The organism is Amycolatopsis orientalis DSM 43388 (genome assembly GCF_000411975.1).
In the GTDB taxonomy this organism is placed as follows: Bacteria; Actinomycetota; Actinomycetes; order Mycobacteriales; family Pseudonocardiaceae; genus Amycolatopsis; species Amycolatopsis orientalis_D.
On the sequence record NZ_ASXG01000130.1, the window covers coordinates 91746 to 118446 of the forward strand.

Annotated in this window: 24 protein-coding genes; 10 read left to right on the forward strand and 14 right to left on the reverse strand. The window is 70.3% G+C overall.

Annotated features, from left to right (window positions below; all coding sequences use genetic code 11):
• Positions 1–90: 90 nt before the first annotated feature.
• The gene (locus L942_RS27730) at positions 91–624 is read left to right on the forward strand and encodes a GNAT family N-acetyltransferase (RefSeq protein ID WP_200862936.1); all 534 of its coding nucleotides are present in this window, start codon (positions 91–93) and stop codon (positions 622–624) included.
• A gap of 34 nt (positions 625–658) precedes the next feature.
• On the opposite strand, the gene L942_RS27735 is transcribed toward L942_RS27730, so the two are convergent.
• Positions 659–2428, reverse strand: a complete 1770-nt coding sequence (locus tag L942_RS27735) for a glycerol-3-phosphate dehydrogenase/oxidase (protein ID WP_051166289.1) — start codon at positions 2426–2428, stop codon at positions 659–661.
• A gap of 213 nt (positions 2429–2641) precedes the next feature.
• On the opposite strand from L942_RS27735, the gene L942_RS27740 reads away from it, so the two are divergent.
• On the forward strand, positions 2642–3388 hold the full coding sequence (locus L942_RS27740) for an MIP/aquaporin family protein (RefSeq protein WP_037366090.1): 747 nt from the start codon (positions 2642–2644) through the stop codon (positions 3386–3388).
• A 22-nt stretch (positions 3389–3410) separates the two neighbouring features.
• Positions 3411–4919 carry a glycerol kinase GlpK gene (glpK, locus tag L942_RS27745; protein WP_037366005.1) on the forward strand — a complete coding sequence of 503 codons (1509 nt, stop codon included), beginning with the start codon at positions 3411–3413 and terminating at the stop codon, positions 4917–4919.
• Positions 4920–5619: 700 nt separating this feature from the next.
• On the opposite strand, the gene L942_RS27750 is transcribed toward glpK, so the two are convergent.
• From L942_RS27750 to L942_RS27770, 5 genes are all read right to left on the reverse strand, one after another.
• A complete protein-coding gene (locus L942_RS27750; RefSeq protein WP_037366009.1) occupies positions 5620–6417 on the reverse strand; it encodes a VOC family protein in 798 nt (265 codons plus the stop codon).
• A gap of 71 nt (positions 6418–6488) precedes the next feature.
• Complete coding sequence (locus L942_RS27755; protein WP_037366013.1) at positions 6489–7073, reverse strand: class F sortase; 585 nt, start codon at positions 7071–7073, stop codon at positions 6489–6491.
• A 60-nt stretch (positions 7074–7133) separates the two neighbouring features.
• Positions 7134–7787, reverse strand: a complete 654-nt coding sequence (locus tag L942_RS27760; protein WP_037366015.1) for a hypothetical protein — start codon at positions 7785–7787, stop codon at positions 7134–7136.
• Between the two features lie 196 nt (positions 7788–7983).
• Positions 7984–8439 carry a hypothetical protein gene (locus L942_RS27765; RefSeq protein ID WP_037366017.1) on the reverse strand — a complete coding sequence of 152 codons (456 nt, stop codon included), beginning with the start codon at positions 8437–8439 and terminating at the stop codon, positions 7984–7986.
• A 78-nt stretch (positions 8440–8517) separates the two neighbouring features.
• Positions 8518–9921 carry an NAD(P)H-quinone dehydrogenase gene (locus L942_RS27770; RefSeq protein WP_009072684.1) on the reverse strand — a complete coding sequence of 468 codons (1404 nt, stop codon included), beginning with the start codon at positions 9919–9921 and terminating at the stop codon, positions 8518–8520.
• A gap of 133 nt (positions 9922–10054) precedes the next feature.
• Between L942_RS27770 and L942_RS27775 the strand changes: the two genes are divergently transcribed.
• Complete coding sequence (locus L942_RS27775; RefSeq protein ID WP_183124553.1) at positions 10055–10507, forward strand: gamma-glutamylcyclotransferase; 453 nt, start codon at positions 10055–10057, stop codon at positions 10505–10507.
• A gap of 75 nt (positions 10508–10582) precedes the next feature.
• Here the strand turns inward: L942_RS27775 and L942_RS44470 are convergent, their stop codons facing one another.
• The 6 genes from L942_RS44470 to L942_RS27800 all read right to left on the reverse strand — a co-directional run bounded on the left by L942_RS44470 (position 10583) and on the right by L942_RS27800 (position 18116).
• Complete coding sequence (locus L942_RS44470; protein ID WP_158684543.1) at positions 10583–10927, reverse strand: hypothetical protein; 345 nt, start codon at positions 10925–10927, stop codon at positions 10583–10585.
• Positions 10928–11112: 185 nt separating this feature from the next.
• On the reverse strand, positions 11113–12399 hold the full coding sequence (locus L942_RS27780) for an amidohydrolase (protein ID WP_037366022.1): 1287 nt from the start codon (positions 12397–12399) through the stop codon (positions 11113–11115).
• Positions 12400–12589: 190 nt separating this feature from the next.
• The gene (locus L942_RS27785) at positions 12590–12904 is read right to left on the reverse strand and encodes a hypothetical protein (protein ID WP_037366025.1); all 315 of its coding nucleotides are present in this window, start codon (positions 12902–12904) and stop codon (positions 12590–12592) included.
• 188 nt (positions 12905–13092) lie between these two features.
• Entirely contained in the window at positions 13093–14082 is a 990-nt protein-coding gene (meaB, locus tag L942_RS27790; protein WP_037366027.1) for a methylmalonyl Co-A mutase-associated GTPase MeaB, read from the reverse strand.
• A gap of 3 nt (positions 14083–14085) precedes the next feature.
• A complete protein-coding gene (gene scpA / locus L942_RS27795; protein ID WP_037366028.1) occupies positions 14086–16254 on the reverse strand; it encodes a methylmalonyl-CoA mutase in 2169 nt (722 codons plus the stop codon).
• Positions 16251–18116, reverse strand: coding sequence for a methylmalonyl-CoA mutase family protein (locus tag L942_RS27800; RefSeq protein WP_200862937.1), 1866 nt, complete (start codon positions 18114–18116; stop codon positions 16251–16253). The genes scpA and L942_RS27800 overlap by 4 nt, the downstream gene beginning before the upstream one ends.
• 229 nt (positions 18117–18345) lie before the next feature.
• Between L942_RS27800 and L942_RS27805 the strand changes: the two genes are divergently transcribed.
• On the forward strand, positions 18346–20100 hold the full coding sequence (locus L942_RS27805) for a serine/threonine-protein kinase (protein WP_037366092.1): 1755 nt from the start codon (positions 18346–18348) through the stop codon (positions 20098–20100).
• 218 nt (positions 20101–20318) lie between these two features.
• Here the strand turns inward: L942_RS27805 and L942_RS27810 are convergent, their stop codons facing one another.
• Complete coding sequence (locus L942_RS27810) at positions 20319–20939, reverse strand: MerR family transcriptional regulator (RefSeq protein WP_051166290.1); 621 nt, start codon at positions 20937–20939, stop codon at positions 20319–20321.
• 108 nt (positions 20940–21047) lie between these two features.
• Between L942_RS27810 and L942_RS27815 the strand changes: the two genes are divergently transcribed.
• From L942_RS27815 to L942_RS27825, 3 genes are read left to right on the forward strand one after another with little or no spacing between them, the layout of a single operon-like run.
• Complete coding sequence (locus L942_RS27815; protein ID WP_051166291.1) at positions 21048–22025, forward strand: hypothetical protein; 978 nt, start codon at positions 21048–21050, stop codon at positions 22023–22025.
• Positions 22022–22450 carry an ABA4-like family protein gene (locus L942_RS27820; RefSeq protein WP_106965055.1) on the forward strand — a complete coding sequence of 143 codons (429 nt, stop codon included), beginning with the start codon at positions 22022–22024 and terminating at the stop codon, positions 22448–22450. The genes L942_RS27815 and L942_RS27820 overlap by 4 nt, the downstream gene beginning before the upstream one ends.
• On the forward strand, positions 22447–23232 hold the full coding sequence (locus tag L942_RS27825; protein WP_037366031.1) for a purine-nucleoside phosphorylase: 786 nt from the start codon (positions 22447–22449) through the stop codon (positions 23230–23232). The genes L942_RS27820 and L942_RS27825 overlap by 4 nt, the downstream gene beginning before the upstream one ends.
• 49 nt (positions 23233–23281) lie before the next feature.
• Here L942_RS27825 and L942_RS27830 read toward each other — a convergent pair whose 3' ends face one another.
• Positions 23282–24433, reverse strand: coding sequence for a glycosyltransferase (locus tag L942_RS27830; RefSeq protein WP_037366033.1), 1152 nt, complete (start codon positions 24431–24433; stop codon positions 23282–23284).
• A gap of 58 nt (positions 24434–24491) precedes the next feature.
• Here L942_RS27830 and L942_RS27835 point away from each other — a divergent pair, with 58 nt between their 5' ends.
• Together L942_RS27835 and L942_RS27840 are read left to right on the forward strand one after the other, a co-directional pair.
• A complete protein-coding gene (locus L942_RS27835; protein ID WP_037366036.1) occupies positions 24492–26120 on the forward strand; it encodes a phospho-sugar mutase in 1629 nt (542 codons plus the stop codon).
• Positions 26121–26130: 10 nt separating this feature from the next.
• Complete coding sequence (locus L942_RS27840) at positions 26131–26580, forward strand: flavodoxin family protein (protein ID WP_037366038.1); 450 nt, start codon at positions 26131–26133, stop codon at positions 26578–26580.
• Positions 26581–26701: the final 121 nt, after the last annotated feature.

Below are 26701 nucleotides of genomic sequence, written 5' to 3' on the forward strand. Positions count from 1 at the left end.
GCCCGGCCGGCGAAATTTCACCCTGCGCTCACCCCGGCCGTGACGCGGCACGCAGCCGTTTCGCGCCTCCGGACGGTTAGGCTCGAGTCCGTGGAACCCGTGGACATCAACGCGGGCGCGTACTACCTGCGTCAGCTCCGCGCGGACCGGCACCTCGACGACCGGCCCGCGCTGATGGAGGCGTTCGCGGACCCGCAGCATCGGCGGTACGTGCTGAACTACCGGTTGCGCACCCCCGACGAGGCCACCGAGTACATCACGCTGCGCGCTGCGCAGTGGGCGTGCGACGAGCGATGTTCGTGGGCCGTGGCCGAACCGGCGACCAGCCGGTTGCTCGGCGAGGTCGGCCTGCGCGACCTGGACCTCCGCTTCGGCACCGCCGAGGCGTCGGTGTGGACGCACCCGGCCGAACGGGGCAAAGGCATCGCCGCGGTCGGGCTGTCGGCCGCGATCCAGTTCGGCTTCGCCCGGCTGGGCCTGCACGAAATCGCTTACCGGCACGACGAAAGCAACACCGCGTCCGAAATCGTCGCGAAGCGGGCCGGGTTCACCCGCGTCGGGCCCGAAGACCGGCCCTCGCCCAGCGGGGAAACGCTCATCCGCTGGGTGCGCAAGCCCTCGTGAGTGCCGGTGCTTCCCGGCACCCACGAGGAAAGACTCAGCTGACCGGCTCGATCAGCCCGGCCCGGGCCTCCGGAGCCGCCGCCCGCAGCGCGTCCGCCGATTCGTCCGTCGGCTGCAGCTGCGAATCCCGCTCGGCCTCGACGCGCGCCCGGTAGACCTCGACCTCGCGCTTGGTCGTCTCCTCCGACCAGCCCAGCACGCCGGCCACCAGCTGCGCGACCTGCTCCGCGCAGTCGATGCCGCGGTGGGCGTACTCGATGGAGATCCGCGTGCGGCGAGCGAGGACGTCCTCCAGGTGCAGCGCACCCTCGTGGCTGGCCGCGTACACGACCTCCACGCCGAGGTAATCCGGGGCCGACTCGATCGGCTTGAGCAGCTCCGGCCGGTCCGCCGCGAGCGCCAGCACCTCGTGCACCAGCGAGCCGTAGCGGTCGAGCAGGTGCCGCACGCGGTACGGGTGCAGCCCGTGCTCCGCGGCCAGGTGGTCGGCCTGGTTGACCAGCGCGTGGTAGCCGTCCGCGCCGAGCAGCGGGACCTTGTCGGTGATCGACGACGGCGGGCGGCCGGGCAGGTCGACCACCGCGGCGTCGACGGCGTCGGCCGCCATCACCCGGTACGTCGTGTACTTGCCGCCCGCGATCGCGACCAGGCCCGGCGCGACCCGCGCGACCGCGTGCTCGCGCGACAGCTTCGACGTCTCTTCGCTCTCCCCGGCCAGCAGCGGCCGCAGGCCCGCGTACACGCCTTCGATGTCGTCGTGCGTCAGCGGCGTCGCGAGCACCGAGTTCACGTGCTCGAGCAGGTAATCGATGTCGTGCTTGGTGGCCGCCGGGTGGGCGAGGTCGAGGTTCCAGTCGGTGTCGGTGGTGCCGACGATCCAGTGGTTGCGCCACGGAATCACGAACAGCACCGACTTCTCGGTGCGCAGGATCATCCCGGACTCCGACACGATCCGGTCGCGCGGAACCACGATGTGCACGCCCTTGCTGGCCCGCACGCGGAACCGGCCGCGGCCGCCGGACAGCCGCTGCAGTTCGTCGGTCCACACGCCGGTGCAGTTGACCACCGCGCCGGCCTGGATCTCGGTCTCGCGGCCGTCCTCGACGTCGCGCACGCGCACGCCGGAAATCCGGTCCGCTTCGCGCAGAAAGCCGACGACCTGGGTGGAGGTCCGGACCACCGCGCCGTAATGCGCGGCGGTGCGCGCGACGGTCATCGTGTGCCGGGCGTCGTCCGCCTGCGCGTCGTAGTACCGGATGCCGCCGATGAGCGCGGACCGCTTGAGCGCCGGGACCATTCGGAGGGCACCCGCGCGGGTGAGATGTTTCTGGCCCGGCACCGACCGGGCGCCGCCCATCGTGTCGTACATCAGCAGACCGGCGGCGGTGTAGGGACGCTCCCAGATCCGGTGCGTCAGCGGGTACAGGAAGCTCACCGGCTTCACGAGGTGCGGGGCGATCTTCGTCAGCATCAGCTCGCGCTCGTGCAGCGCTTCGCGCACCAGGCCGAACTCGAGCTGTTCGAGGTACCGCAGACCGCCGTGGAAGAGCTTGCTCGACCGGCTCGAGGTGCCGGACGCGAGGTCGCGGGCCTCGACGAGAGCCACCCGCAGGCCGCGGGTCGCCGCGTCGAGCGCCGTGCCCGCGCCGACGACCCCGCCGCCGATCACGACCAGGTCGAAGGTCTCTTCGCCGAAGCGCCGCCAGGATTCCTCCCGGCCCGCCGGACCCAGCTGGGCCGGGTCGCTGCCGTTGTGCGGGTTCGTCACCACTCGTTCCTCCTCGTGCTCCACCTTCCCCAGCATCGCACGCTTGCGTGATCGTCTGCTGACCCCGAGGTGACACGTGTGGCGGAACCCATGACGATCATGGTCACATTGGTTCGCCCGGCTTATGGATTGCGCGCGTACGCACCGGTAACGTGCCGCGGACTGGGGTCGGCTACGGGGCGGTGGCCGGACGTGATCGGCCCTGCACAGACTGTCCAGTGTGGAGGTGCGGAAAGCGTGAGTCAGAGTCTGAGTCCGGGTGCGATCATCGTCTGGGAGACGCTCGGCACAGCGGTGCTCCTGTTATTGGGCAACGGCGTGGTGGCCAACGTGGTGCTGCGCAAGAACAACGGCTTTCAAGCCGGCACCCTGTTCATCACTTTCGGGTGGGGCTTCGGCGTGTTCGCCGGGGCCAGCATCGCCGCGCCGACCGGCGCGCACCTCAACCCGGCGGTCACGCTGGGGCTTGCCATTTCGGGCAAGGTTTCGTGGACGGTCGTGCCGTATTACCTCGTCGGGGAAATGCTCGGCGCGATCCTCGGCGCGGTGCTGTGCTGGCTGACCTACAAACTGCAGTTCGACGACCACCCGAATCCCGAGGAGACGCTGGGCATCTTCTCCACCGCCCCGCAGATCCGGAACAAGGCGTGGAACCTGGTCACCGAGATCATCGGCACCTTCGTGCTGGTCGGCTGGATCCTGTTCAACCCGGTCTACAAGAACGCCTCGTCCGGCCCGGAGTTCGGCAACGCGGCACTCGGCTACGCGGGCGTGGCGTTCGTCGTGCTGGTGATCGGCATTTCGCTCGGCGGGCCGACCGGCTACGCCATCAACCCGGCCCGCGACCTGGGCCCGCGGCTCGCGTACGCGTTCCTGCTGCCGATCAAGGGCAAGCGCGACCCCGACTGGGGCTACTCGTGGGTGCCGGTCGTCGGGCCGCTGGTCGGCGCGGCGCTGGCCGCGGTGGTCTGGCTCGGCGTGCACAACCTGACCTGATCCCCTTTCCTGGAGGAAATCCATGACTTCGTATGTCGCCGCGATCGACCAGGGCACCACGTCGACGCGTTGCATGATCTTCGACCACTCCGGCCGTGTCGTCGCGGTCGACCAGCGCGAGCACGAGCAGATCTTCCCGCAGGCGGGCTGGGTCGAGCACAACGCCGAGGAGATCTGGGAAAACACCCGCGCGGTCGCCGCGGGCGCGCTCGCCAAGGCCGATCTTCGGCCGAACGACATCGCCGCGGTCGGCATCACCAACCAGCGCGAGACGGCGCTGGTGTGGGACCGCAAGACCGGGAAGCCGGTGTACAACGCGATTGTCTGGCAGGACACGCGCACCGACAAGATCGCCGCCGAACTGGGCGCGCTCGGCGGCGGCCAGGAGCGCTATCGCTCGAAGACCGGTCTTCCGCTCGCCACGTATTTCTCCGGCCCGAAGATCAAGTGGATCCTCGACAACGTCGAGGGCGCGCGGGCCAGGGCCGAGGCAGGCGACCTGGTGTTCGGCAACATGGACACCTGGGTGCTGTGGAACATGACCGGCGGCACCGACGGCGGCGTGCACGTGACGGACCCGACGAACGCGTCGCGCACTCTGCTGATGGACCTCGACACCCTGCAGTGGGACGAGGAGATCGCGGCGGAGATGGGGATTCCGCTGTCGATGCTGCCGGAGATCCGGTCGTCGTCGGAGGTGTACGGCAAGGTCCGCCCGCGCGGAGCCCTCGCCGAGGTGCCGATCGCGGGCATCCTGGGCGACCAGCAGGCGGCGACGTTCGGCCAGGCGTGCCTCTCGCCGGGCGAGGCCAAGAACACTTACGGCACCGGCAACTTCGTGCTGCTGAACACCGGCACGGAGAAGGTGCTGTCGGAAAACGGCCTGCTGACGACGGTCTGTTACAAGATCGGCTCGAACGACACGGTCTACGCGCTGGAGGGTTCGGTCGCGGTCACCGGTTCGCTGGTGCAGTGGCTGCGGGACAACCTGGGGCTGATTTCGTCGGCGGCCCAGATCGAGGAATTCGCCCGGACGGTCGACGACAACGGCGGCGCGTACTTCGTGCCGGCGTTCTCCGGCCTGTTCGCCCCGTACTGGCGCTCGGACGCGCGCGGCGCGATCGTCGGCCTGACCCGGTTCGTGAACAAGGGCCACCTCTCGCGGGCCGTGCTGGAGGCGACGGCGTTCCAGTCGCGCGAGGTGATCGACGCGATGAACGCCGACTCCGGGGTCCCGCTGAAGTCGCTGAAGGTCGACGGCGGGATGGTCGTGAACGAGCTGCTGATGCAGTTCCAGGCGGACATCCTCGGCGTGCCGGTGATCCGCCCGGTGGTGAACGAAACGACCGCACTGGGCGCCGCCTACGCCGCCGGGCTGGCGGTCGGGTTCTGGGAGTCGGAGGACGACATCCGGACCAACTGGGCGAAGGACAAGCAGTGGGACCCGTCGATGGACGAGTCCCGGCGGGAGAAGGAATACCGGAACTGGAAGAAGGCCGTGACGAAGACCTTCGACTGGGTGGAGGACTGATCTCCGGCGCGCCCAGCGCGGGTCGAGCTTCGTTCGCCGGTCGGCTGGCTGAATGTCGGTGAGGGAGCCCTGGGGGAATCTGAATTCCCTCGGGGCTCCCTTGCGTCTGCCCCATGCAGGGCACCGCCCGCCGTATCGATGCGGCCCGATGCCAGCTGCGGGACCGCTGGAAGATCAGCCCCGCTCAGCTCGCAGTGCCGCTCGACGCCGCGCAACTCAGCCCCGCCCTGCCTGGCAACGCGACCCAGCCACGCCTCGCTGCCAATGCCGCCACGCAACCCGAGCAGACCGGCAATGCGGCTCGGCGTGCCTATCCACCAGCGCCGCACGCCAGCACAGCCCGGCGACAGGGCGCGGCGCGCCTGGCCACGAGCGCCGCACGCCAACACAACCCGACAACACGACCCGGCGCAGCTGACCGCCAGCACCACAACTCAGCGCAACCGGCCACCGCGGCCCGGCGCGCCTGGCCACCAGCGCCGCACGACCCAGCGCAGCCCGGCAACACGACCTCGCCGCACCGAGCCACCAGCGCCGCACGACTCATCGCAACCTGGCGATACAGCCCGGCGCGCCTGGCCGCCAACCACCACGCGACCAAGCACAATCCGGCAACAAGGCCCCGCCTGCCCGGCCGTCATCGCACCGGCCAGTCAGCCCACCGCGGTCAGCTCGCGCAGCCAAGCCGAAACCCCTGACGTCACCCCCACCCGTCCTGAGTGCCGGACTGTGCGTTGGGCGCCATCAACGAGAATCCCGCCCCCTGGTTGTCCACCGCGACCACCATCCGGCCGTGCGGGGTGTCCACCGGCGGGCTCACCACCGTTCCGCCCAGTGCCGGGATGCGGGAGGCCGACTCGTCCGCGTCGGCGGTCCAGAAGTACGTCACCCAGCCGGGTTGTGCGGTGCTGTCTGCCGCCAGCTCGCCGAGGCCGCCGACTGGCCGGCCGTCCACGTCGAGCGTCGCGTAGGTGAAGCCCGGCCCGGACATGTCCCCGAAGCCGTATCCGAACACATCCCCGTAGAACTGCTTCGCCGCGGCGAAATCCCGGGTCATGCATTCGTTCCACGCGGGAGCCCCGGGCGTCAGCGTGGCCTGCGTGCCGGAGTGCCGACCCGGTTGCCACAGGCCGAACGTCGCTCCGGTCGGGTCGGTCGCGATGGCCATCCGGCCCTCGGTCAGAACGTCCATCGGCGGGGCGATGACCTGCCCGCCCGCCTCGGCGATCGCGGCTGCCGTTTTGTCTACATCGGACACCGACAGGTACGTCGTCCACATCGGCGGCATGCCCGCCTGCTCCGGCGGAATCTGGCCGATGCCCGCCACCGGTTTGCCGGCTATCTGCGCCATTCCGTAATAGCCGGTCTCCGGGCCGCCGGATTCGACTGTCCAGCCGAGCAGCGACTCGTAGAACGCGACCGCCTTCTCGCGGTCGGGCACCATCAAGTCGACCCAGCACGGAGTGCCCGCGGGCCACGGTTCTGTCCTGGTGATCATGCGTTCCTCCCAGAATTGTGCCAACCGCCACAGTGTCGCACCGGGGACCGACAAAAACCGGGAGCGTCTTTTCAATGCCCGCCGTTCACCAGGTGGGCGTACACGATGATGTTGTCCACATAGCTGTGTGCGGACCGGTCGAACGCACCGCCGCAGGTGATCAGGCGCAGCTCCGGATCCGAGGTGTCGCCGTAGACCGCGTCGGTCGGGAAGACGTCCTTGGGCACCTGGTCCACTTTGGTCACCTCGAAGTGCGCGGTGGTGCCGTCGCGGCGGGCGATGTCGACGTCGTCTCCCGGCTTCATTTCCTTGAGCCGGTAGAAGATTCCCTTGTGCTTGTTTCCGTCCACGTGCCCGAGCACGACTGCGGGGCCGATCTCGCCCGGCGTCGGGCCGTTTTCGTACCAGCCGGCCTGCATGGGCGTGCTGACCGGCGGCACTTGCACCGAATTGTCGGGATTGAGCCCGAGCGGAACGAGGCTGGAATGCGCGTCGATGCTCGGGATGTCCAGCGACACCGGTTCCGATTTCGGCAGGGCGGCCGACGAAGCGGACGGAGCGCTGGACGCGGGTGCCGCCGCGGTCGGGGAACCGACCGAGCACCCGGCCAGCAGCGCGGCGAGCGCGACCGATGCCGCGGCGAGTGTCTTCCTCATCCTCTACTCCCGATCCGCCTGGGCCTGGCCGCGGGAAAGCAGCCAGGCCCAGGAGACTAGTCAGCCACGCCGGCGACGCGCCGCCACGAGCCCGGTGCCGCCGAGGGCCAGCACCCCCATCGCGCCGGCCGCGATCGGCAGGCCGAGGTTCGACTGGTCGTCCGCGACCGGGCCGTCCGTGCCGCCGGTCTGCGGCGCGCCGGACGGGACCTTGCTGACCTGCTTCGGCGCGGGGCCGGGGGCGGGCGTCGGCTTGGGGGCGGGCTTCGCGCCCAGCACGGTGAACTTCGCGGTGACGTCGGCACTGCCGCACGAGACCGAAACCGCGTACACCCCGGGCTTCACCCCAGCGCGGACGGTCGCGGAGCCCTGCGAGACCGGGGCCTTCGCCGGGTCGTTCTGCGGACCGACCGGGTGCAGCTTGCCGAACTGCAGCGCCGCCGACTTCAGGTTGTGGATCTCCGAGGCCTCGCAGCCGACGCGCACCGTCACGCGGTCCCCGGCGTGGCCGGAGGACGGCAGCACCCGGATGAACGCCTTCGGCACGCCAGGGTTGCCGCCCGGCGGTTCCTCGGTGGTGGGCGGCGTGGTGGTGGGCGGCGTGGTGGCGGTGCTCGTAGCGGGCGGCGTGGTGGGCGCCTCCGCGGCGAAAGCCGGTGCGGCCGAAAGCATTCCGGTGGCGACGAGGGCGGAGAAAACAACGGTACGCTTCATGACACTCCCCTTGCTGAAATGCGATTCACGCCGCGCGAAACAGCGGCGAATCCACGCCCGGGGCGACAGTTCCCCCTGCGGCCCGGGCGTTTTCGTTCCGACAACAACCAAGACGCCGCCGCCCGCCGCGGGGTTGCCCCGGGAACGAAAAAACCGCCGGAAACCATTTTCCGACGGTTTCTCGAAACGTGGACGATTAGCTGGCGAGGCTCCCGTCGCCGGCTTTCGCCGCGCCCTGGGGCACCCGCGACACCTGCGGGGCGGGCACGGTGAACGTCGCGCGGTACTGCTTCCCGCCGCACGTGACGGTGAGCGGGTAGCTACCGGGCTTGGTCCCGGGCACCAGGCTCGCGGACGCGCTCATCGTGGCCTTCACCCCGACCGTCTCGCCGTAGGAGTACTGGGAGAACTTCAGCGCCGGCGAACTGAACTCCGCCGTGCCCGCCTTGGCCCCGGGGCAGTAGGCGAGCGCGGTGTTCGGGTCGGTACCGCGCTGGTAGACGTTCACCTGGCCGTGCAGCACCGCGGTGTCCTGGTTCAGCTGGACGGTCACCGGATCCGCGGCGGGGCCCTCCGCTGCCGCCACGGCCGGGACCGTGGTCCCGGCCAGTCCGATCGCCGCCGCCATCGCCACAATCGCGCTCTTGCGCACCCTCGTTCCTTCCCCGTGCGACCCGTCTTCACCCCGCAAGACGCGAGCTGCGGCGCGGGGTTGCCCGGACGCGGAAAATCAGTCCAGATCGTCGTGCCGCATGAGCTGACGGCCCGCTTCGGTGATCGATCCGGACAGCGACGGGTATACCGAGAAGGTCAGCGCCAGGTGGTCCACCGTCAGCTGGTTCTGCACGGCCAGCGCGATCGGCAGGATCAGCTCGCTCGCCGACGGGGCGACCACCACGCCGCCGACCACCACGCCGGTGGCGGGGCGGCAGAACAGCTTCACGAAACCACGGCGCAGGCCTTCCATCTTCGCGCGCGCGTTGGTGGCCAGCGGCAGCATGATCGTGCGCGCGGGCACCTCGCCGGAGTCGATCGCCTGCTGGCTGATGCCGACGGTCGCGATTTCCGGGTGGGTGAACACGTTCGCCGCGACGGTCTTGAGCTTGATCGGCGCGACGCCCTCGCCCAGCGCGTGCCACATCGCGATGCGGCCCTGCATGCTCGCCACCGAGGCCAGCATCAGCACGCCGGTGCAGTCCCCCGCCGCGTAGACGCCGGGGACGCTCGTGCGCGACACCCGGTCCACCGCGATGAAGCCGCCGGGGCCGGGCTCGATGCCGACGCGGTCGAGGCCGATGTCGGCGGTGTTCGGGATGGACCCGACGGTCATCAGCGCGTGGCTCGCCTCGATCACGCGACCGTCGGCCAGGTGAACTTCGACGCCCTTCTCGGTGCGCTCAACGCGTTCCGCCCGGGCCTGCTTGGCCACCGTGGTGCCGCGCTGGGTGAAGACCTCTTCGAGCACCGCAGCGGCGTCGGCGTCCTCGTGCGGCAGCACGCGGTCGCGGCTGGACACGACAGTGACCTTCACGCCCATCTCGGTGTACGCGGAGGCGAACTCGGCGCCGGTGACGCCGGAACCGATCACCGCGAGGTGCTCGGGCAGCTCGGTCAGGTCGTACAGCTGCCGCCAGTCCAGGATCCGCTCGCCGTCCGGCACCGCGCCGGGCAGCACGCGCGGGGTGGCCCCGGTGGCGATCAGCACGACGTCCGCGGACAGCGACTCGACCTTGCCGTCGGAGTGCGTCACTTCCACCGTGTGGGTGGCCAGCCCCGGCTCGTCGTCGGCGAAGCGGGCTTCGGCGGTGATCACGCGCACGCCCTCGCGCTGCACCCGGGCGCGGATGTCGGCCGACTGCGCGAGCGCGAGGCCTTTCACCCGTCCGTGGACCGTCGGCAGGTCGACGGTGGTGTCCGCGAGGTCGGTGTTGATGCCGAGTTCGCCGAGGTCGTGCATCTTCGCGAGCGCGCCGGACGAGGCGATGAACGTCTTCGAGGGGACGCAGTCGTAGAGGACACAGGCGCCGCCCAGGCCGTCCCGCTCGACGATCGTCACGTCGGCGCCGTGCTGCGCCGCGACCAAGGCGGCTTCGTAGCCCGCCGGGCCGCCACCCATGATCACGATCCTGGTCACCTGGGTCCTCCTATGTCACGCGTGCTTGGCGGTGGTCCCGACCCTACGCGGCGAACGTGACCGGCAAGCGAAGTGCCCGGGACACGGCATGTGCATCCGATCGGGACGGGGATGGGTCGCTAGGCTGTGCCGCGTGCCGTTGTATGCCGCTTACGGATCCAACATGGAGCCCGCCCAGATGCTGGAGCGCGCCCCGCACTCGCCCATGGCGGGCACCGGCTGGCTGGAAGGCTGGCGGCTGACCTTCGGCGGCGAGGACATCGGGTGGGAAGGCGCGCTGGCCACCATCGTCGAAGACCCGTCGTCGCGGGTGTTCGTGGTGCTGTACGACGTGACCGCGCTCGACGAGGAACGGCTCGACCGCTGGGAAGGCGGCGAGCTGGGGATGCACACGAAGATCCGGCTGCGGGTCCAGACGATGGACGGGTCGGTGCTGGCCTGGCTGTACGTCCTGGACGCCTACGAGGGCGGGCTGCCCTCGGCGCGGTATCTCGGGGTGCTGGCGGATGCCGCGGAGGCGGCCGGGGCCCCGGCCGATTACGTGGACGACCTGCGCACCCGGCCGTGCACCGGGATCAGCGGCTGACGCTGCCTCCGACTCACTGTCCGTGAAGGGCTCCTTGCGGGAATCTGATTCCCGCAAGGAGCCCTTCACGGACTTTCAGCCGTTCGAGAGCCGAGGCAAACCGGCGGCCTCGACCTCGTGCGGGCGGCCCGGAACGCTCGTTTCCGGAGTCATCCACACCCTGCCCTGGCCGGGCCGGAAGTTGTCCCCAGCGGTGCCACCCTGTGGATAACTCCGTGCCGCGAGGTGCTCCACCGGCTCACCGGGCAGCTGCCCAATACCACACGGCAGAGGCTCACCCACATGGGCATCCAGCACCGCAGAGCGCAGGAAAAGTAGCAGTGCGTCACCGAAAGTGGCGGCAAAAATGCGGTCCACGAAGCGGCGTCGACCGCCGCGAAACCCACCGAATCCATTGTCGCGCAACACAAAACCACGCATCGGCGACCACCAGCCACCCGCCACAGCGGGGCAGCACGAAAGTCCGAAATGACTCTCGGTGAACGGGCCGCGACTACCGCACCGCGGTCTAGACCACGCCGCGTAATTTCCCGCTGACACCCCCGCACGAGGGGTGCCTCTCACCCACCCAAGTTGTCCACATCGGCACCAGCCCTGTGGATAACTCAGGCCAGCGAGGCGAGCGCGGTGTGCACCAAGGTGCGCACGCCGACGAGCAGCGCGCGCTCGTCGAGGACGAACGTCGGACGGTGGATGTCGGCCTGCGGAGCGGGCGGACCGGACCACACGCCGAGCCGGGCGAAGGCCCCGCTGACGTGCTCCAGGTACCAGCCGAAGTCCTCGCCGCCGGACGACTGTTCCGTCCCGGCGAGCCCCGATTCGCCGACCGCCGCCTCGACCCCCGCGCGCATCAGCGCGGTCGACTCCGCGTCGGACACCACGGGCGGCACGCCGCGCCGGTAGTCGAGCGAGAAGCCGACGCCGGTCGGGGCCAGCAGCGATTCCACCGACGACGCGACGAGCGGCTCCAGCGCCTTCCACACCTCGTGGTCGGCGGTCCGCAGCGTGCCGCGCAGCACCCCGTCCTGCGGGACCGCGTTCGCGGCCTGTCCGGCGTGCACCGCGCCCCACACCAGCACGGTGCCGGACCGCGGGTCGACGCGCCGGGACAGTACCGACGGCAGCGACGTGATGACCGTGCCGAGCGCGTACACCAGGTCCGCGGTCAGATGCGGCCGCGAGGTGTGCCCGCCGGGCGAGGTGAGGCGCAGCTCGATCAGATCCGCGGCGGACGTCAGCGCGCCGACCCGGGTGCCGACCTTGCCCGCTTCGAGCCGGGGGTCGCAGTGCAGGCCGTAAATCCGCTCGACGCCCTCCAGCGCCCCCGCGGCGATCATGTCCAGCGCGCCGCCGGGCATGACCTCCTCCGCGGGCTGGAAGATCAGCCGCACGCGGCCGGGCAGCTCGGGCGCGCCGGCGAGGGCGCGGCCGGCGCCGAGCAGGATCGCGGTGTGTGCGTCGTGGCCGCACATGTGCGCCGCGCCCTCGGTGGTCGAGGAGTACGGCAGGCCGGTGTCCTCGGTGAGCGGCAGCGCGTCGATGTCCGCGCGCAGGGCGACGCAGCGCTCGCCCTTGCCGATGTCGCACACCACGCCGGTGCCGCCGGGCAGCACCCACGGCTTCAGCCCGACCCGGCGCAGCAGCGAGACGATCAGCTCGGTCGTCGCGAACTCGTTGCGCGACAGCTCGGGGTGGGCATGGATGTGCCGCCGCCACGCGAGCACGTCCGTCGCGTTCGCGCGCAGCCAGTCGTCCAGCCAGAACGGGCCGCGGCCCGCGCCAAGGTCTTCCACCGGAGCCATGCTGACGCCGGCTTCGGTCAGCAGCGCGTCGGGCGCCGCGATCGGGTTGTGGTCACCTGGAACGTCCGGCCGTGAATCGAGCACCGTCACGCCGCACCTCCTCCCGCAACACGAGCGCAGGGGAACACGCAACGTGCCGATCGATCTTTCTTACGCATTGAAATCGATCGTGCACCATGCAGGTGGCAAGCGGCGGCGCGAGGCCCTTCCACCAAGACGGCCGGTAGAAGATCTGCGGCGAACGGCTGACGAAGTTCGGCGTGGGTGAACGCCGGAAAGCTCAGCCGCCTTGGGCCTTGCGGCGCTTGATGCGGTGCCGGCGACCGAAGAACACGATGGCGAGCAGCACCACCGCGGCCCCGCCGGCGATGAGGTTCTTCTTCGTCTTGGCGGCGTTGGCCTTGTCGGTCTGCGACGGGTCCAGCACCGGTCCCGGCGGGGCTTGGCGGAGCGCGTTCACCTGCGTGATCGCCGTCTCAGCCGCCGCGGTGACCGAGGCCGGAGCCGAGGTCGCCGCGGACGCCGCCGCGGGCATCGCCCCGGTGAGCAGCACGCCGAGCAGACCGGCCAGCAGCAGTCCCCGCACCTTCGCCATGACTTCCCTTCTACGCCGTCCCCGTGCATTGTGCCCGTCGAAGCGCGGGCGCGGCAGCCGCCACGCGGTGGAGCCGGGCCGCTCGCCCCGCGAGGTCGACCGCCGGGCGCAGCAAACCCCGGAGACGGGCGAAAGCCACTTGTGCGCACCGCGTTTTTCCTTCTTGGACGACGTTCAAAAAGCGGGACTCACGACGGCTCGGCGAAGGCCGCCAAGATCCGCTCCGCGGCCAGCGTGGCGGTGAGTTCCCCGTCGCGCACCGCTCGTTCCACGCCGGCGACCTGCGCGCGGACGGCCGGATGCGCGGTGAGCCGGTCGAGCAGCTGCTCGCGGACCATCGACCACGTCCAGTCGACCTGCTGCCGTTTGCGCCGTTCGCCAAGATCACCCGATTCGGTGAGGACTTCGCGGTGCTTCCCGATCGCCGCCCACACCTCGTCGAGACCGCTCCCCTCGAGCCCGCTGCACGTGAGCACCGGCGGCGTCCACAGCGCGTCCTTGCCGTAGATCATCCGCAGCGCGCCCTGCAACTCGCGCGCGGCACGCTTGGCGTCGCGTTCGTGCGGGCCGTCGGCCTTGTTCACGGCGATGACGTCGGCGAGTTCCAACACGCCCTTCTTGATGCCCTGCAGCTGGTCGCCGGTGCGCGCCAGGGTGAGGAAGAGGAAGCAGTCGACCATGTTCGCCACGGTCACCTCGGACTGTCCGACCCCGACCGTCTCCACCAGCACGACGTCGAAGCCGGCCGCTTCCATCAGCACGATCGTCTCGCGCGTGGCACGGGCGACGCCGCCGAGCGTGCCGGACGTCGGCGACGGCCGGATGAACGCCTTCGGGTCGACCGCCAGCCGCGCCATCCGGGTCTTGTCGCCGAGGATCGAGCCGCCGGTGCGGGTCGAGGACGGGTCGACGGCGAGCACCGCGACCCGGTGCCCGGCCGACGTCAGGTCGGTGCCGAGCTGGTCGATAAATGTCGACTTGCCGACTCCGGGCACGCCGGTGATGCCGACGCGTTGCGCGCCGCCGGCGTGCGGGAGCAGCTCGACCAGCAGCTCCTGCGCTTGCCGGCGGTGGTCCTCGCGGTGCGATTCGACGAGCGTGATGGCCTTGGACAGGGTCCCCCGGTCGCCGGCGAGCACGCCCTTGGCGTATTCGCCGACGTCGATCCGCCGCGGCAAGGTTCAGGACTCCTGCGCGGCCAGCTGCTGCAGCAGGTCGATCGCGGCGTCCGCGAGCACCGTGCCCGGGCCGAAGATCGCCGCCGCTCCCGCTTCGCGCAGCTCGGGGTAGTCCTGCGGCGGGATCACGCCGCCGACCACGACCACGATGTCCTCGCGGCCCAGTTCGGCCAGCTCGCGGCGCAGCGCGGGCACCAGCGAGAGGTGCCCGGCGGCCAGCGAGGACACGCCGATCACGTGCACGTCCGCCTCGGACGCTTGGCGGGCGACCTCGGCCGGGGTGGAGAACAGCGGGCCGACGTCGACGTCGAAGCCGAGGTCGGCGAAGCCGGTGGCGATGACCTTCTGGCCGCGGTCGTGGCCGTCCTGGCCCATCTTCGCGACGAGGATGCGCGGGCGGCGGCCTTCCTCCTCGGCGAATTTCTCGACCAGTTCGCGGGCCTTCTCGACGTTGTCCGACTTCCCCACCTCTTCCCGGTACACGCCGGAGATCGTGCGGATCTGGCCGGAGTGGCGCCCCCAGATCTTCTCCAGGGCGTCGGAGATCTCGCCGACAGTGGCTTTCGCGCGCGCGGCGTCGATAGCCAGTTCGAGCAGGTTGCCGTTGTTCTGCGCGCCTTCGGTGAGACGGCGCAGAGCGTCCTCGGTGGCCTGCGAGTCGCGTTCTTCGCGCAGCCGACGCAGCTTCTCCAGCTGCTGTGCCCGTACGCCCGCGTTGTCGACCTTCAGGACGTCGATCTGCTCGTCGTCGGTGACCTGGTACTTGTTCACGCCGATGACCGGCTGTCGTCCCGAGTCGATGCGCGCCTGCGTACGCGCGGCCGCTTCCTCGATGCGCAGCTTCGGGATGCCTTCGTCGATTGCGCGTGCCATGCCGCCCGCGCCCTCGACCTCGGTGATGTGGCCCCACGCCTTGCGCGCGAGGTCGTAGGTGAGCTTCTCGACGAACGCGCTGCCGCCCCACGGGTCGATGACGCGCGTGGTGCCGGATTCCTGCTGGAGCAACAGCTGTGTGTTGCGTGCGATCCGCGCGGAGAAGTCGGTGGGCAGCGCGAGCGCTTCGTCGAGAGCGTTGGTGTGCAACGACTGCGTGTGCCCCTGGGTGGCAGCCATTGCTTCGACGCACGTACGCGTGACGTTGTTGAAGACGTCCTGCGCGGTGAGCGACCAACCGGAGGTCTGAGAGTGCGTACGCAGCGACAGCGACTTCTGAGACTTCGGTTCGAACTGCTTCACCAGCTTCGCCCAGAGCAGCCGCGCGGCGCGAAGCTTCGCGACCTCCATGAAGAAGTTCATGCCGATGGCCCAGAAGAACGACAGCCGCGGCGCGAACTTGTCGACGTCCAACCCCGCGTCGACGCCCGCGCGGATGTACTCGACGCCGTCCGCGAGCGTGTACGCCAGCTCCAGATCGGCGGTCGCCCCGGCCTCCTGCATGTGGTAGCCGGAGATCGAGATCGAGTTGTACTTCGGCATGTGCTGCGAGGTGTAGGCGAAGATGTCGGAGATGATCCGCATCGACGGCTGCGGCGGGTAGATGTAGGTGTTGCGGACCATGAACTCCTTGAGGATGTCGTTCTGGATGGTCCCCGCGAGCTGCTCCGGCTTCACCCCCTGCTCCTCGGCCGCGACCACGTACAGCGCGAGCACCGGCAGCACCGCGCCGTTCATCGTCATCGAGACGGACATCTTGTCCAGCGGGATGCCGTCGAAGAGCTGGCGCATGTCGTAGATCGAGTCGATCGCCACGCCGGCCATCCCGACGTCGCCGGACACGCGCGGGTGGTCGGAGTCGTAGCCGCGGTGCGTGGCGAGGTCGAAGGCGACCGAGAGGCCCTTCTGCCCGGCCGCGAGGTTGCGGCGGTAGAAGGCGTTGGACTCCTGCGCGGTGGAGAACCCGGCGTACTGGCGGATCGTCCAGGGCTGGTTGACGTACATCGTCGGGTACGGCCCGCGCAGGTACGGGGCGATCCCCGGATACGTGTTCAGGAAGTCCACATCGGACAGATCGGCGGCGGTGTAGACCGGCTTCACGCCGATGCCCTCGGGGGTTTCCCAGGCCAGCGCGTCCGGGCCTTTGCCGGTGGCGTCCTGCACGGCCTGCGCCCACGCGGCGCGGTCGGCCGGTTCCGGCTTGCCGAGCGGGACGTCGGCGAAATTCGGGATGCTCATGCGGAGACTCCCAGCTGTGCGTGGAGGCTGGTCAGGATTTCGAGCGCGTCGCACCCGGCGTACAGATTGCCGCTGATTCCGTCGTAGGTTCCCTTGCCCGCCAGCAGCACACTGTCCGCGCCGAGCGACGCCGCGACGGACGCGGCCTGGTCCTCGTACGCCGCGTCGGTGCCGCAGACGCAGGCGATCTTCGCTCCGCTCTCCCGGAACGCGCCGGGCAGGTCGTCGGTCGCGCCGGGGTTCACCGCCTCGATGCCGCCCGCTTGCAGCAGGTTCGTCGCGAAGGACGCGCGGGCGGTGTGCGCGGCGACCGGACCCAGCGTGGCCAGGAAAACCTTCGGCCGCTCGCCGTGCTCGGCGAGGTAGGCGTCGGACGCGTCGCGCAGCTTCTCGTACTCCTCGGCGTACCGGTGCCGCGGCAGTCCGCCGTCCACAGTGGACGGAAGTGGCTCGCGGGCGACCGGCTTTTCGTCCAGGTTCGGGAATTCGCTGACGCCGGTGAGCGGATCGCGGCGGGTGGCGAGGCGGCTCGCGCGCTTCTCCCAGGTCTGGGCAAGCCGTCCGGCCAAAGCTCCGGAGGTCAGCTCGGCCTCGATGCCGCCCGCCGCCTCGATCGCGGTGAACTCGCGCCACGCGGCTTCGGCGAGGTCATCGGTGAGCTTCTCGACGTACCAGGAGCCGCCCGCCGGGTCGATCACGCTGCCCAGTTTCGACTCTTCGATCAGGATCGCGTTGGTGTTGCGGGCGATCCGCGAGGAAAACGCGTCCGGCAAGCCGATCGCCGCGTCGAACGGCAGCACGGTCACCGCGTCCGCGCCGCCGACTCCGGCCGCGAAACAGGCCACGGTCGTGCGCAGCATGTTCACCCACGGGTCGCGCTGGGTGAACATCGACGGCGACGTGACCGCGTGCTGACGCATGCCGCGCGCTTCCGCGGCCGCGCCGGAGACCTCGAGGACCCGGTCCCACAGCCGGCGCGCGGCGCGGAACTTGGCGATGGTGAGGAACTGGTCCGCGGTCGCGGCGAGCCGGAACTCGAGCTGCGCGGCCGCCGCGGCGACGTCCAGGCCCGCGTCGGTGAGCGCACGCAGATAAGCGACGCCGGCCGCGATCGCCGCGCCGAGTTCCTGTGCGTCGGAGCCGCCTGCCTCGTGAAACGGCAGTCCGTCGGCGACGATCGTGCGGACCTTGGGGTACTTGCGGGCAACCTTCGCGGCCAATTCGGCGGCCGGGCCGAGCGGGAGAGACTGCCCGGTGCGCGCCGAGGCGCCGATCGGGTCCGCACCGAGTGTGCCGACGGCCTCGCTGGCCGGGATCTCGCGCTCGGCGAAGAGGTCGAGAAGTGCCTGAGCAGCGGTTTCGTACTCCGCACCGGCGTCGAGGACGATCGCCGCGAGGCCGACGTACACCTCGTTCAACGCGTCCGCCAGCGCGGAGACCGGGAGCGAACCCTCGCCGAGCCGCAGCCACACCGAGGACGCGCCGCCTTCGAGGTCGGCGAGGATCGCCGCGTTCGCCGCGCGGACGTCTTCGCGCTGGTGCCGGACCCGGATGTCCCATCCGGTGTCGACGGCGCCCTCCGGCCGGGAGCCGCGCACGAACGGCGGCAGCCCCGGGAAGCCGAGTTCGCCGCTCGCGTCGTCGGCGGTGTAGAGCGGCTGGATCTCGATGCCGTCGTAGGTGCGGGAGACGAGCTTGCTCTCTGGCGCACCCGCGAAATCCTCGGGGAGCTTGCCGCTCTTGCGCAGCACTCCCGCCACCAGCTCCTGCCACTGGGCGCGGTCCGCGGTCGGAAACTCCGCCGCGAGCGCGAGCCCGGGCTCGGAGTGCGGCGCCGACTCCGGACCAGCCACGTTCGTCATACCCAGTGATGGTAGAGGCAGGCAACTACCGGCACCTGTGACTCTGCTCGCCCCCCGTACGGGTGAACTCAGGGGTAGCGGTGCTGGGTCGAAGACTGTCGGTGCCGTGGGCCACAATCAGGGGGTGCCCTCGGACAACAGCGACCTGGACCAGCCCGGCAACACCGACAGCACCGACAGCACCGGCTCCGCGAACGCCGAGCCGTCGACCGGCGGCGAGCAGCAGCGGGTGGTCGCCGGACGCTACCGGCTGCGGTCGGTTCTGGGGTCCGGGTCGATGGGCACGGTCTGGTCGGCGTACGACGAGTTCCTGCACCGGCCGGTCGCGGTCAAGGAGATGAAGGTGCCGCCGGGCATCCCGGCGGAGCAGGCGGACGAACTGCGCGAGCGCACGCTGCGCGAGGCACGGGCGATCGCGGTGCTGTCGCATCCGAACGTCATCACGCTGCACGACGTCGCCCGCGAGAACGACGCGCCGTTCGTCGTGATGGAGCTGCTGCCGTCGCGCAGCCTCGCGCATCTGCTGCGCGACCACGGCCCGCTGACCGTCGAACAGGCCGCCGCAGTCGGCATCGCGGTCGCCGCCGCGCTCGAAGCCGCTCACGAAGCAGGCATCACGCACCGCGACGTGAAGCCGGGCAACGTCCTGGTGGCCAGCGACGGCCGGATCAAGCTCACCGACTTCGGTATCGCCCGCAACGTCTCCGAAGCCACGATGACCAGAACCGGGATCATGCTCGGTTCGCCCGCCTACATCTCGCCGGAAGTCGCGTCCGGCGGCGCGGTCACCCCGAGCGCCGACCTGTGGGGCCTCGGCGCGACGCTGTTCGCCGCCGTCGAAGGCGCGCCGCCGTACGACGCGGACGGCGACCCGCTGGAAACCGTCGGCAAGGTGGTGAACGGCAAGGTCCCGCGCCCGAAGCCGGGCCCGTTGGCCGATGTGATCACCGCGCTGATGAAGAAGGAGCCGGAAAAGCGGATCTCGCTGCGCGAGGTGCGCCACCGGCTGTACCCGAAGCAGACCAAGGCGACGGTGGACCTGTTCGGCCCCGAACTGTTCCGCACGCCAGACGGCAAGAAGACGGCCGCGCACCTGGACGCCACCGACACCCAGGTGATCAAAACGGTCGCCCCGAAACCGGATTCGCCGGAGCAGCCCGCCGCACTCGCCGCGGACCCGGGCCCGCTGCCGTTCCTGCGCTCGGGAAACACCGGCTCGACCCCCGCGTTCACTCCCGCGCCCGCGCTGCCACCGCCGCCACCGCTGCCCGCCCCGCTGCCGCCGCCACCCCCGCGCCGCAGCGGCAAGGCCACCGCGATGCTGGCAGTCGCGTCCATGGTCCTGTTCGCACTGGCCTGCGGCGGCGGTTTCGCACTGGCCCGCGTGGTGAGCGGACAGGATTTGCTGCCGCCGCAAAGCCCGCAGACCGGAGTACTGTCCACCGCCGGCACGGTCGGCGGCTCCGCGCAGCCGCTGAAGCTGGTCCCCCAGCACGCCAACGCGAGCGCGACCGCAAACGTCACGCGCGACAGCGAATACACCCTCTCCGTGCCCGAAGGCTGGCAACGCTTCATCGCGTCGAGAAAATCCACGTTCGGCACCTCGACGGTAGTCGAGTACATCTCCCCGGACGGCCGCCAATCCCTGCGCCTGGAACGAATCCCGAACTTCTACGAAAAGTATTCCGAAGCCGACGCGATGGCCGCACTGCGCTCGTCAGGCTCGCAGGATTCTTTCACCTTCACCCGCGAACCAGTGCGAACGAACAACGGCACCGAAGTCATGTTCCGCGCAGTCGAACGAGCACAAAGCAACTCGGCAAACCCAGACGCAGTAATCACCAGAGCAACCTTCGCCCTGATAAAACAATCCGAAAACACCCTGTGGCTCCTGTCGCTCACAGTCCCCGCAGAACAAGAAGACACCGCCTCCGCAACCTTCCACCAAATCTCCCCCACCCTCTCCTTCCCCGCAGCCTCATAAACAACCCCCCGCACCAGCGCACCCACAGCAACCAGGCAGCCAGCCCCCACCCTGCACCCCGATACGAAGCCTCCCTGCGGTCTTGGGGTGCTTGTCAAGGCACGCTTTCCCGCCTTGACAAGCACCCCAAGACCGTCAGCACAATCGGGCTTCGGGGTGCCCCCCACCCTGGGGCGCGCAATGTCGCCGCCAGGCGACGAGCCGCCCCCGCCAACCCCTCACCCCTCCGGATACCTCCGCGCAGTCTCCGCAGCCTGAGCCAACCTCCGCAGCCCCTCGAACAACCGATCCCCCAAAACAGTCCCCACCACCGCCGCCTCCACAATCCGGTCCATCGACCCGACCGCGGCGACGGTATCCAAATCGACCTCGGCAATCCGATCCGCGAGATCCGCATACCGCCCCAGCTGATCCAGCAGCACCTGGTGCCCCAACGCCCGAATAGTGCACACCGTCCCCACCAACGATTCCACCACCGGATCATCGTCCCTGAATTTCCACCCGTGCTCGCGAGCAAGCGGCCCCAATAACTCCAAAGCCCACTCGCGATCATCACCGGCGACGTCCACCGCAGCCCCGGACAACGCCCGCTGCATCACCCCGAGCACGTTGTAGGCGGCCCGATCCGAGTCGACCGCCGCGACGACCTCGCGCACGGTAGCCACCGACAGCCCGCCGATCTCCACCAGCGCCCGGATCAGCTTCAGCCGCCGCACGTGCTCCTCGCCGTAGCGAGCCTGGTTGGGGCTGGTCCGCTCGCCGGCCGGGAGCAGCCCCTCCCGCAGGTAGTACTTGATCGTCGCCACCGGGATCCCGGACTCGGCGCTCAGCTCTGCCATCCGCACCCGCTCGACCCTACTTCCGGGAAAAACCCTGAGGACTTCTCAGTATGGATAGCTTAACTTCCCATAACGGAGAGCTTCACTATCTATTCTGGGAGGACCACCATGACCACCACCGTCGACCCGCCCGCGGCGCTGGACACCGCACGGATGCGCACCTGGCACCGGCCTTCGCTGTGGTTCGCCGCGGCGATGGCCGTCGCGGCCGTGCTGACCGTCGCGGCGATGCTGCTCGACCAACGGACCCTGCTCGGCGCGCCGGTGTGGGCGAAGCCGTTCAAGTTCGCCGTGTCCGGCGCGCTCTACTACTTCACCTGGAGCTGGCTCGTCTCGCTGCTGCGCGGACGGTTGCGCACGGTCGCTAGCGTCGCCACGACCGTCTCCGTCGTGCTGTTCGCCGGCGAGTACGTGGCAATCGTCTTCCAAGCGGCGCGCGCCCGGCCGAGCCACTTCGCGAACACGTCACCGTTCGACGCCGCGCTGTTCCAGGTCATGGGCATGATGGTGGCGGGGCTCTGGCTCGCCACGCTCGTGACCACCGTGGTGCTCATGTTCACCCGCATCGAGGACCGCGCGGTGTACTGGGCGGTGCGCACCGGGGCGGTCGTCGCCCTGCTCGGGGCGGGTTTGGGCGCGACCATGACCGGGCCGACGACGATCGAGCGCGCCGAGATCAAAGCCACTGGGCATTCCGACCTCATCGGCGCGCACAGCGTCGGCGTCGCGGACGGCGGTCCCGGTCTCCCGCTGCTCGGCTGGAGCACCACCGGTGGCGACCTGCGCATCGCGCACTTCGTCGGACTGCACGCGCTGCAAGCGTTGCCGCTCTTGGCGTTCGGACTCGCGGTGCTCGCGACGCGGCTTCCCCAGTTGCGCGAGAGCGCAGTGCGCGTACGGCTGGTGTGGACCGGTTCGGTCGGCTACGCGGCACTCGTCGGCCTGATCCTGTGGCAGGCCGAACGCGGCGAGCCGCTCATCCGCCCCAGCGGCACGACGCTGGCCGCCGCCGGTCTGCTGGCCGGGGTCATCGCGGCGGCGATCGCGGCGTCCGTGCTGACACCGGCCCGGAAGGCGGTCCGGTGAGCGAACTGACCGTCTTCGCCTGGACCTTCCCGGTCGCGGTTCCGTTCTGGGCGCTGATGATCTTCCTGCCCGGCTGGCGCGGCACCCGCCGGATCCTGGCCCCGCCGTGGGTGCCGCTGCTGCCGCTGGTCTGGTATTTCGTGCTGGCGATCCCGCATTTCGGCGAGCTGTGGCACGCCATGCGGCGGCCGGATCTCGGGGTGCTGCAAGGATTTCTGGGCACGCCGTACGGGGCCGCGCTGGTTTGGGCGCACCTCATCGCGTTCGACCTGTTCATCGCGCGCTGGATGTTTTTCGAGTCCCGCACGCACCGGATCCCGTGGTGGATCGTCAGCCCGCTGCTCCTGCTGACGATCTTCCTGTCGCCGTTCGGCCTGGTCGCGTTCCTCGTCGCGCGCGGCGCCCGGATACGCTCGGCGGCATGAGCAACCTGGAGGAGGCGGCCGCGGCCGTCATCGCCGAGCGCACCGGCGTCGAGAAGCACGACATCGCCGTGGTGCTCGGTTCGGGCTGGCGCCCGGCCGCGGACGTGATCGGAACCGCCGACGCGGAGATCCCGTTCGGCGAACTGCCGGGCTTCACCCCGCCCGGAGCCGTCGGCCACGGCGGCACGGTGCGGTCCCTGCGGGTCGGCGGCAAGCGCGCGCTGGTCCTGCTCGGCCGTACGCATTTCTACGAGGGCAAGGGCATCGAGCCGGTCGTGCAGAACGTGCGCACGGCCGCGGCGGCGGGCGCGCGGACGGTGCTGCTGACCAACGCGGCCGGCGGGCTGCGCGCGGGCATGAACGTCGGACAGCCGGTGCTGATCTCCGACCACCTCAACCTGACCGCGCGCTCCCCGATCGTCGGCGCGAACTTCGTCGACCTCACCGACCTCTACTCCCAGCGGCTGCGCGACCTGGCACGGGAGATCGACGGTTCGCTGGAGGAGGGCGTGTACGCGGGCCTGCCCGGCCCGCACTTCGAAACGCCCGCCGAGATCCGGATGCTGCGCACCATGGGCGCGGACCTGGTCGGCATGTCGACCGTGCTGGAGGCGATCGCCGCCCGCGCGGCCGGGCTCGAGGTGTTCGGGCTGTCGCTGGTGACGAACCTGGCCGCGGGCATGACCGGCGAACCGCTCAACCACGAGGAAGTCCTCGAGGCCGGACGGCAGTCGGCGACGCGGATGGGTTCGCTGCTGAAGGAACTCGTCTCCCGCGCGTGAACCCTCGTGAGTGCTGGCGCCGGTTAGAACCGGCGCCAGCACTCACGACTCAGGCGTACTGCGGCAGCTCCGCAGCCACTTCCTCTGGCGAAGGCATCGCCGCGACCTCCTCCGCCAGCTTGCGCACCGCGTCGGCCACCGTGCTGTCAGCCAGCAACCGACTGGCCGTCTCGCGGACCGCGTCCGTCGTCAGTTCATCGCCGAGCAGCTTCGCACCCGCACCGGCTTCGACCACCGCATCCGCGTTGGTGAACTGGTCCGCGCCCTGCGGCAACAACAGTTGCGGCACTCCCGCACTGAACGCGCCCAGCGTGGTTCCGCTGCCGCCGTGATGCACCACCAGATCGACGTGCGGCAGCAGTTCCGACTGCGGCACCCAGGCTTCCAGTTGCACGTTCGACGGCACCTCGCCGAGCGTCGCGACGTCAACGGCCGGGCCGGTGGCCACCAGCACGTCGACGTCGAGCGAGGCCAGGCCCTGCAACGCTGAGGTCAGCAGGTGCGCCTGGCTCGCCGGGGTGGTGCCGAGCGTCAGGTACACGAGCGGGCGGCTGCGGTCCCGGCCTTCGACTCCGGAAGGCAGATCGCCCGGCTCGCTCCAGCCGACCGGCCGCAGCGGCACCCGCCGCGCGCCGGCGATGAACTCCGATGCCTGCACCGAGGGCGGGCAGATGTCCACGAACGGATGACCCCAGAAGAGCCTGCTGTTGCCTTCGAACCCGGCTTCGGCGGCGAACGCGTCGATCTGGTCGCTGATGTGGTCCATCGGGCCGCCGGAGGACACCCGGCCGAAGCCGTGTCCGACCGCGGGGATCCCGGCCTTCCCGGCGGCGAACGCGCCGCCCGGATTGCCCATTTCGTACACGACCAGGTCCGGCTTCCGCTCGGTGAGCACCGGGGCGAGATCGGCCATGAACTGAGTGGGCAGCACCCGTCCGAAGGCCTTGCCGATCGCCTCGTTCAGTTCTGCTTGCGGAATGTCGTGCCGGTTGCGGGATTCGCCGGCGAACAGCCGGCCGAACACCTCCTGCATCGTCAGCCCGGCAGCGGCGGGTTCGAGCCCGGCCTTCTCCAGGGTCGGGTGGAAAGCGGAGGCGGTCGCGTAGACCACGTCGTGGCCGACGTCGCGCGCGGCGGTCGCGAGCGGCAGCAGCGGATAGACATGCCCGTAGGACGCGAGGGAAGTGAAAAGGATGCGCACTCCACGAGCGTATCGCCAGCCACCACCGGAGTTTCCGGATCCGCGTAAGCTGGCCCGGGTGTCCGACAGCCTCGATTCCCGCCTCCGCGATTCCGTCTACCGCTGGATCACCGACGACCCCGATCCGGCCTCCCGCGAGGAGCTGACCGCCGTTCTCGCCCGCGCGATGGGCAAGGAGCCCGGCGCGGCCGAGGAGATCGCCGACCGGATGGCCGGGCCGCTGGAGTTCGGCACCGCGGGTCTGCGCGGGCCGGTGCGCGCGGGGCCGAACGGGATGAACGTCGCGGTCGTCACCCGGACCACCGCGGGCGTCGCGGCGTGGCTGGCCGCGCAGGGGCACGCGGGCGGCGTGGTCGTGGTCGGCCGCGACGCGCGGCACGGTTCGGAAGCGTTCGCCACGGCCGCCGCCGAAGTGCTGACCGCCGCCGGGTTCGCGGTGAAGGTGCTGCCGCAGCCGTTGCCGACGCCGTTGCTGGCGTTCTCGGTGCTGCACTACGGCGCGGTCGCCGGGATCCAGATCACCGCGTCGCACAACCCGCCCGCGGACAACGGATACAAGCTGTACGACGCCACTGGCGGGCAGATCGTGCCGCCGTCCGACGGCGAAATCGAGCGTGCGATCCAGTCGGCCCCCGCCACCCGGAGCATTCCGCGCACGCCCGGCGCCGAAGTAGTCGACCCGCGCGAGGCGTACCTGTCCGCGGTCGGCGCGCTCCCCCGCGGCACGACGCGCGAGCTGCGGATCGCCGCGACCGCCCTGCACGGGGTCGGCGCGGAGACGCTGCGGGCCGCGCTGGCCCGCGCCGGTTTCACTGACCTGCACCTGGTTTCCGCCCAGTCCGAACCGGACGCGGACTTCCCCACCGTCTCGTTCCCGAACCCCGAGGAGCCCGGCGCGACCGATCTCCTGCTGGAGCTGGCGTCCGAAGTGGACGCTGACCTCGCGGTGGCGCTCGACCCGGACGCCGACCGGTGCGCACTCGGCGTCCGCGGCCCGGACGGCTGGCGAATGCTGCGCGGCGACGAGACCGGCGTCCTGCTCGGGGCACACCTTCTGTCCACAACGGACAATCCGGATCCGTTGGTGGCCACCACGATCGTGTCGTCCTCGCTGCTCGGCGAAGTGGCGAAGGAAAAGGGCGCGCGCTACGCGGAAACGCTCACCGGGTTCAAGTGGCTGGTCCGCGCCGGCGAAGGCTTGGTGTTCGCTTACGAGGAAGCGCTCGGCCTGTGCGTGAACCCGAGCTTTGTTCGCGACAAGGACGGCATCGCCGCCGCGGTCGCCGGCGCGGACCTGGCCGCCACGCTCAAGGCCGAAGGCCGCACCCTGCTGGACGTCCTCGACGACATCGCGACCCGGCACGGCGTGCACCTCACCGATCAGGTGTCGTTGCGGGTCACTGATCTTTCCGTGCGCGGACGGCTGATGGCCGCCTTGCGCTCGGACCCGCCGGCCACGCTCGGCGGGGTGCCGGTGACGCTCGAAGACCTCCTTCCGGACGCCGACGTGCTCCGGCTGAGCGGCGACGGCGTGCGGGTCGTTGTGCGGCCGTCCGGCACGGAACCGAAACTGAAGGCGTACCTGCAAGTGGTGGCTCCGGTGACCGGCGAACTCGCCGACGCGCGGCGCGGCGCGACGGAAGTGCTCGACGCGGTCCGCGAGGAGATCGCCGCACTGCTGCGCTGACGGGAGAACCATGCCAACTTTGCTGATCGTGCACCACACGCCGTCGCCGTCGATGCAGGCGATGTTCGAGGCCGCGCTCGCCGGCGCGAAGCATCCGGACATCGAGGGGGTCGATGTCGTCCGCCGTCCCGCGCTCGGCGCGACGGTGTCCGACGTCCTCGCCGCGGACGGCTACCTGCTGGGCACGCCGGCGAACCTCGGCAGCATGAGCGGCGCGTTGAAGCACTTCTTCGACACCGTCTACTACCCGTGCCTGGACGCGACGAAAGGCCGACCGTTCGGAGCGTACGTGCACGGCAACAACGACACGTCCGGCACCGTGCGACAGCTCGACGCGATCACGACCGGGCTCGGCTGGACCCGGGTGGCGGAGCCGGTGCTCGTGACGGGCGAACCGGACAAAGCCGCGCTGGAAGCGGTGACCGAACTCGGCGGGACCCTGGCCGCGACGCTCATGTGAGCGACGCCCGCTCCGTCGTGCAGGGGCGAAAGCCTTACCAGGGAAAGTAAAGAGGCCTGTCACCGGAAGCCCTGGGGGTCGACCTCCGGCAACAGGCCAGGTCAAGGGTTCGCCACGAAGG

Coding starts and splice junctions, on each gene's coding strand:
- L942_RS27735 (WP_051166289.1), bottom strand. CDS start 2,428: ATGCTGGGGAAGGTGGAGCACGAGGAGGAACGAGTGGTGACGAACCCG.
- glpK (WP_037366005.1), top strand. CDS start 3,411: ATGACTTCGTATGTCGCCGCGATCGACCAGGGCACCACGTCGACGCGT.
- L942_RS27750 (WP_037366009.1), bottom strand. CDS start 6,417: ATGATCACCAGGACAGAACCGTGGCCCGCGGGCACTCCGTGCTGGGTC.
- L942_RS27755 (WP_037366013.1), bottom strand. CDS start 7,073: ATGAGGAAGACACTCGCCGCGGCATCGGTCGCGCTCGCCGCGCTGCTG.
- L942_RS27760 (WP_037366015.1), bottom strand. CDS start 7,787: ATGAAGCGTACCGTTGTTTTCTCCGCCCTCGTCGCCACCGGAATGCTT.
- L942_RS44470 (WP_158684543.1), bottom strand. CDS start 10,927: ATGCGTGGTTTTGTGTTGCGCGACAATGGATTCGGTGGGTTTCGCGGC.
- L942_RS27785 (WP_037366025.1), bottom strand. CDS start 12,904: ATGGCGAAGGTGCGGGGACTGCTGCTGGCCGGTCTGCTCGGCGTGCTG.
- scpA (WP_037366028.1), bottom strand. CDS start 16,254: ATGAGCATCCCGAATTTCGCCGACGTCCCGCTCGGCAAGCCGGAACCG.
- L942_RS27800 (WP_200862937.1), bottom strand. CDS start 18,116: ATGACGAACGTGGCTGGTCCGGAGTCGGCGCCGCACTCCGAGCCCGGG.
- L942_RS27810 (WP_051166290.1), bottom strand. CDS start 20,939: ATGGCAGAGCTGAGCGCCGAGTCCGGGATCCCGGTGGCGACGATCAAG.
- L942_RS27815 (WP_051166291.1), top strand. CDS start 21,048: ATGACCACCACCGTCGACCCGCCCGCGGCGCTGGACACCGCACGGATG.
- L942_RS27825 (WP_037366031.1), top strand. CDS start 22,447: ATGAGCAACCTGGAGGAGGCGGCCGCGGCCGTCATCGCCGAGCGCACC.
- L942_RS27840 (WP_037366038.1), top strand. CDS start 26,131: ATGCCAACTTTGCTGATCGTGCACCACACGCCGTCGCCGTCGATGCAG.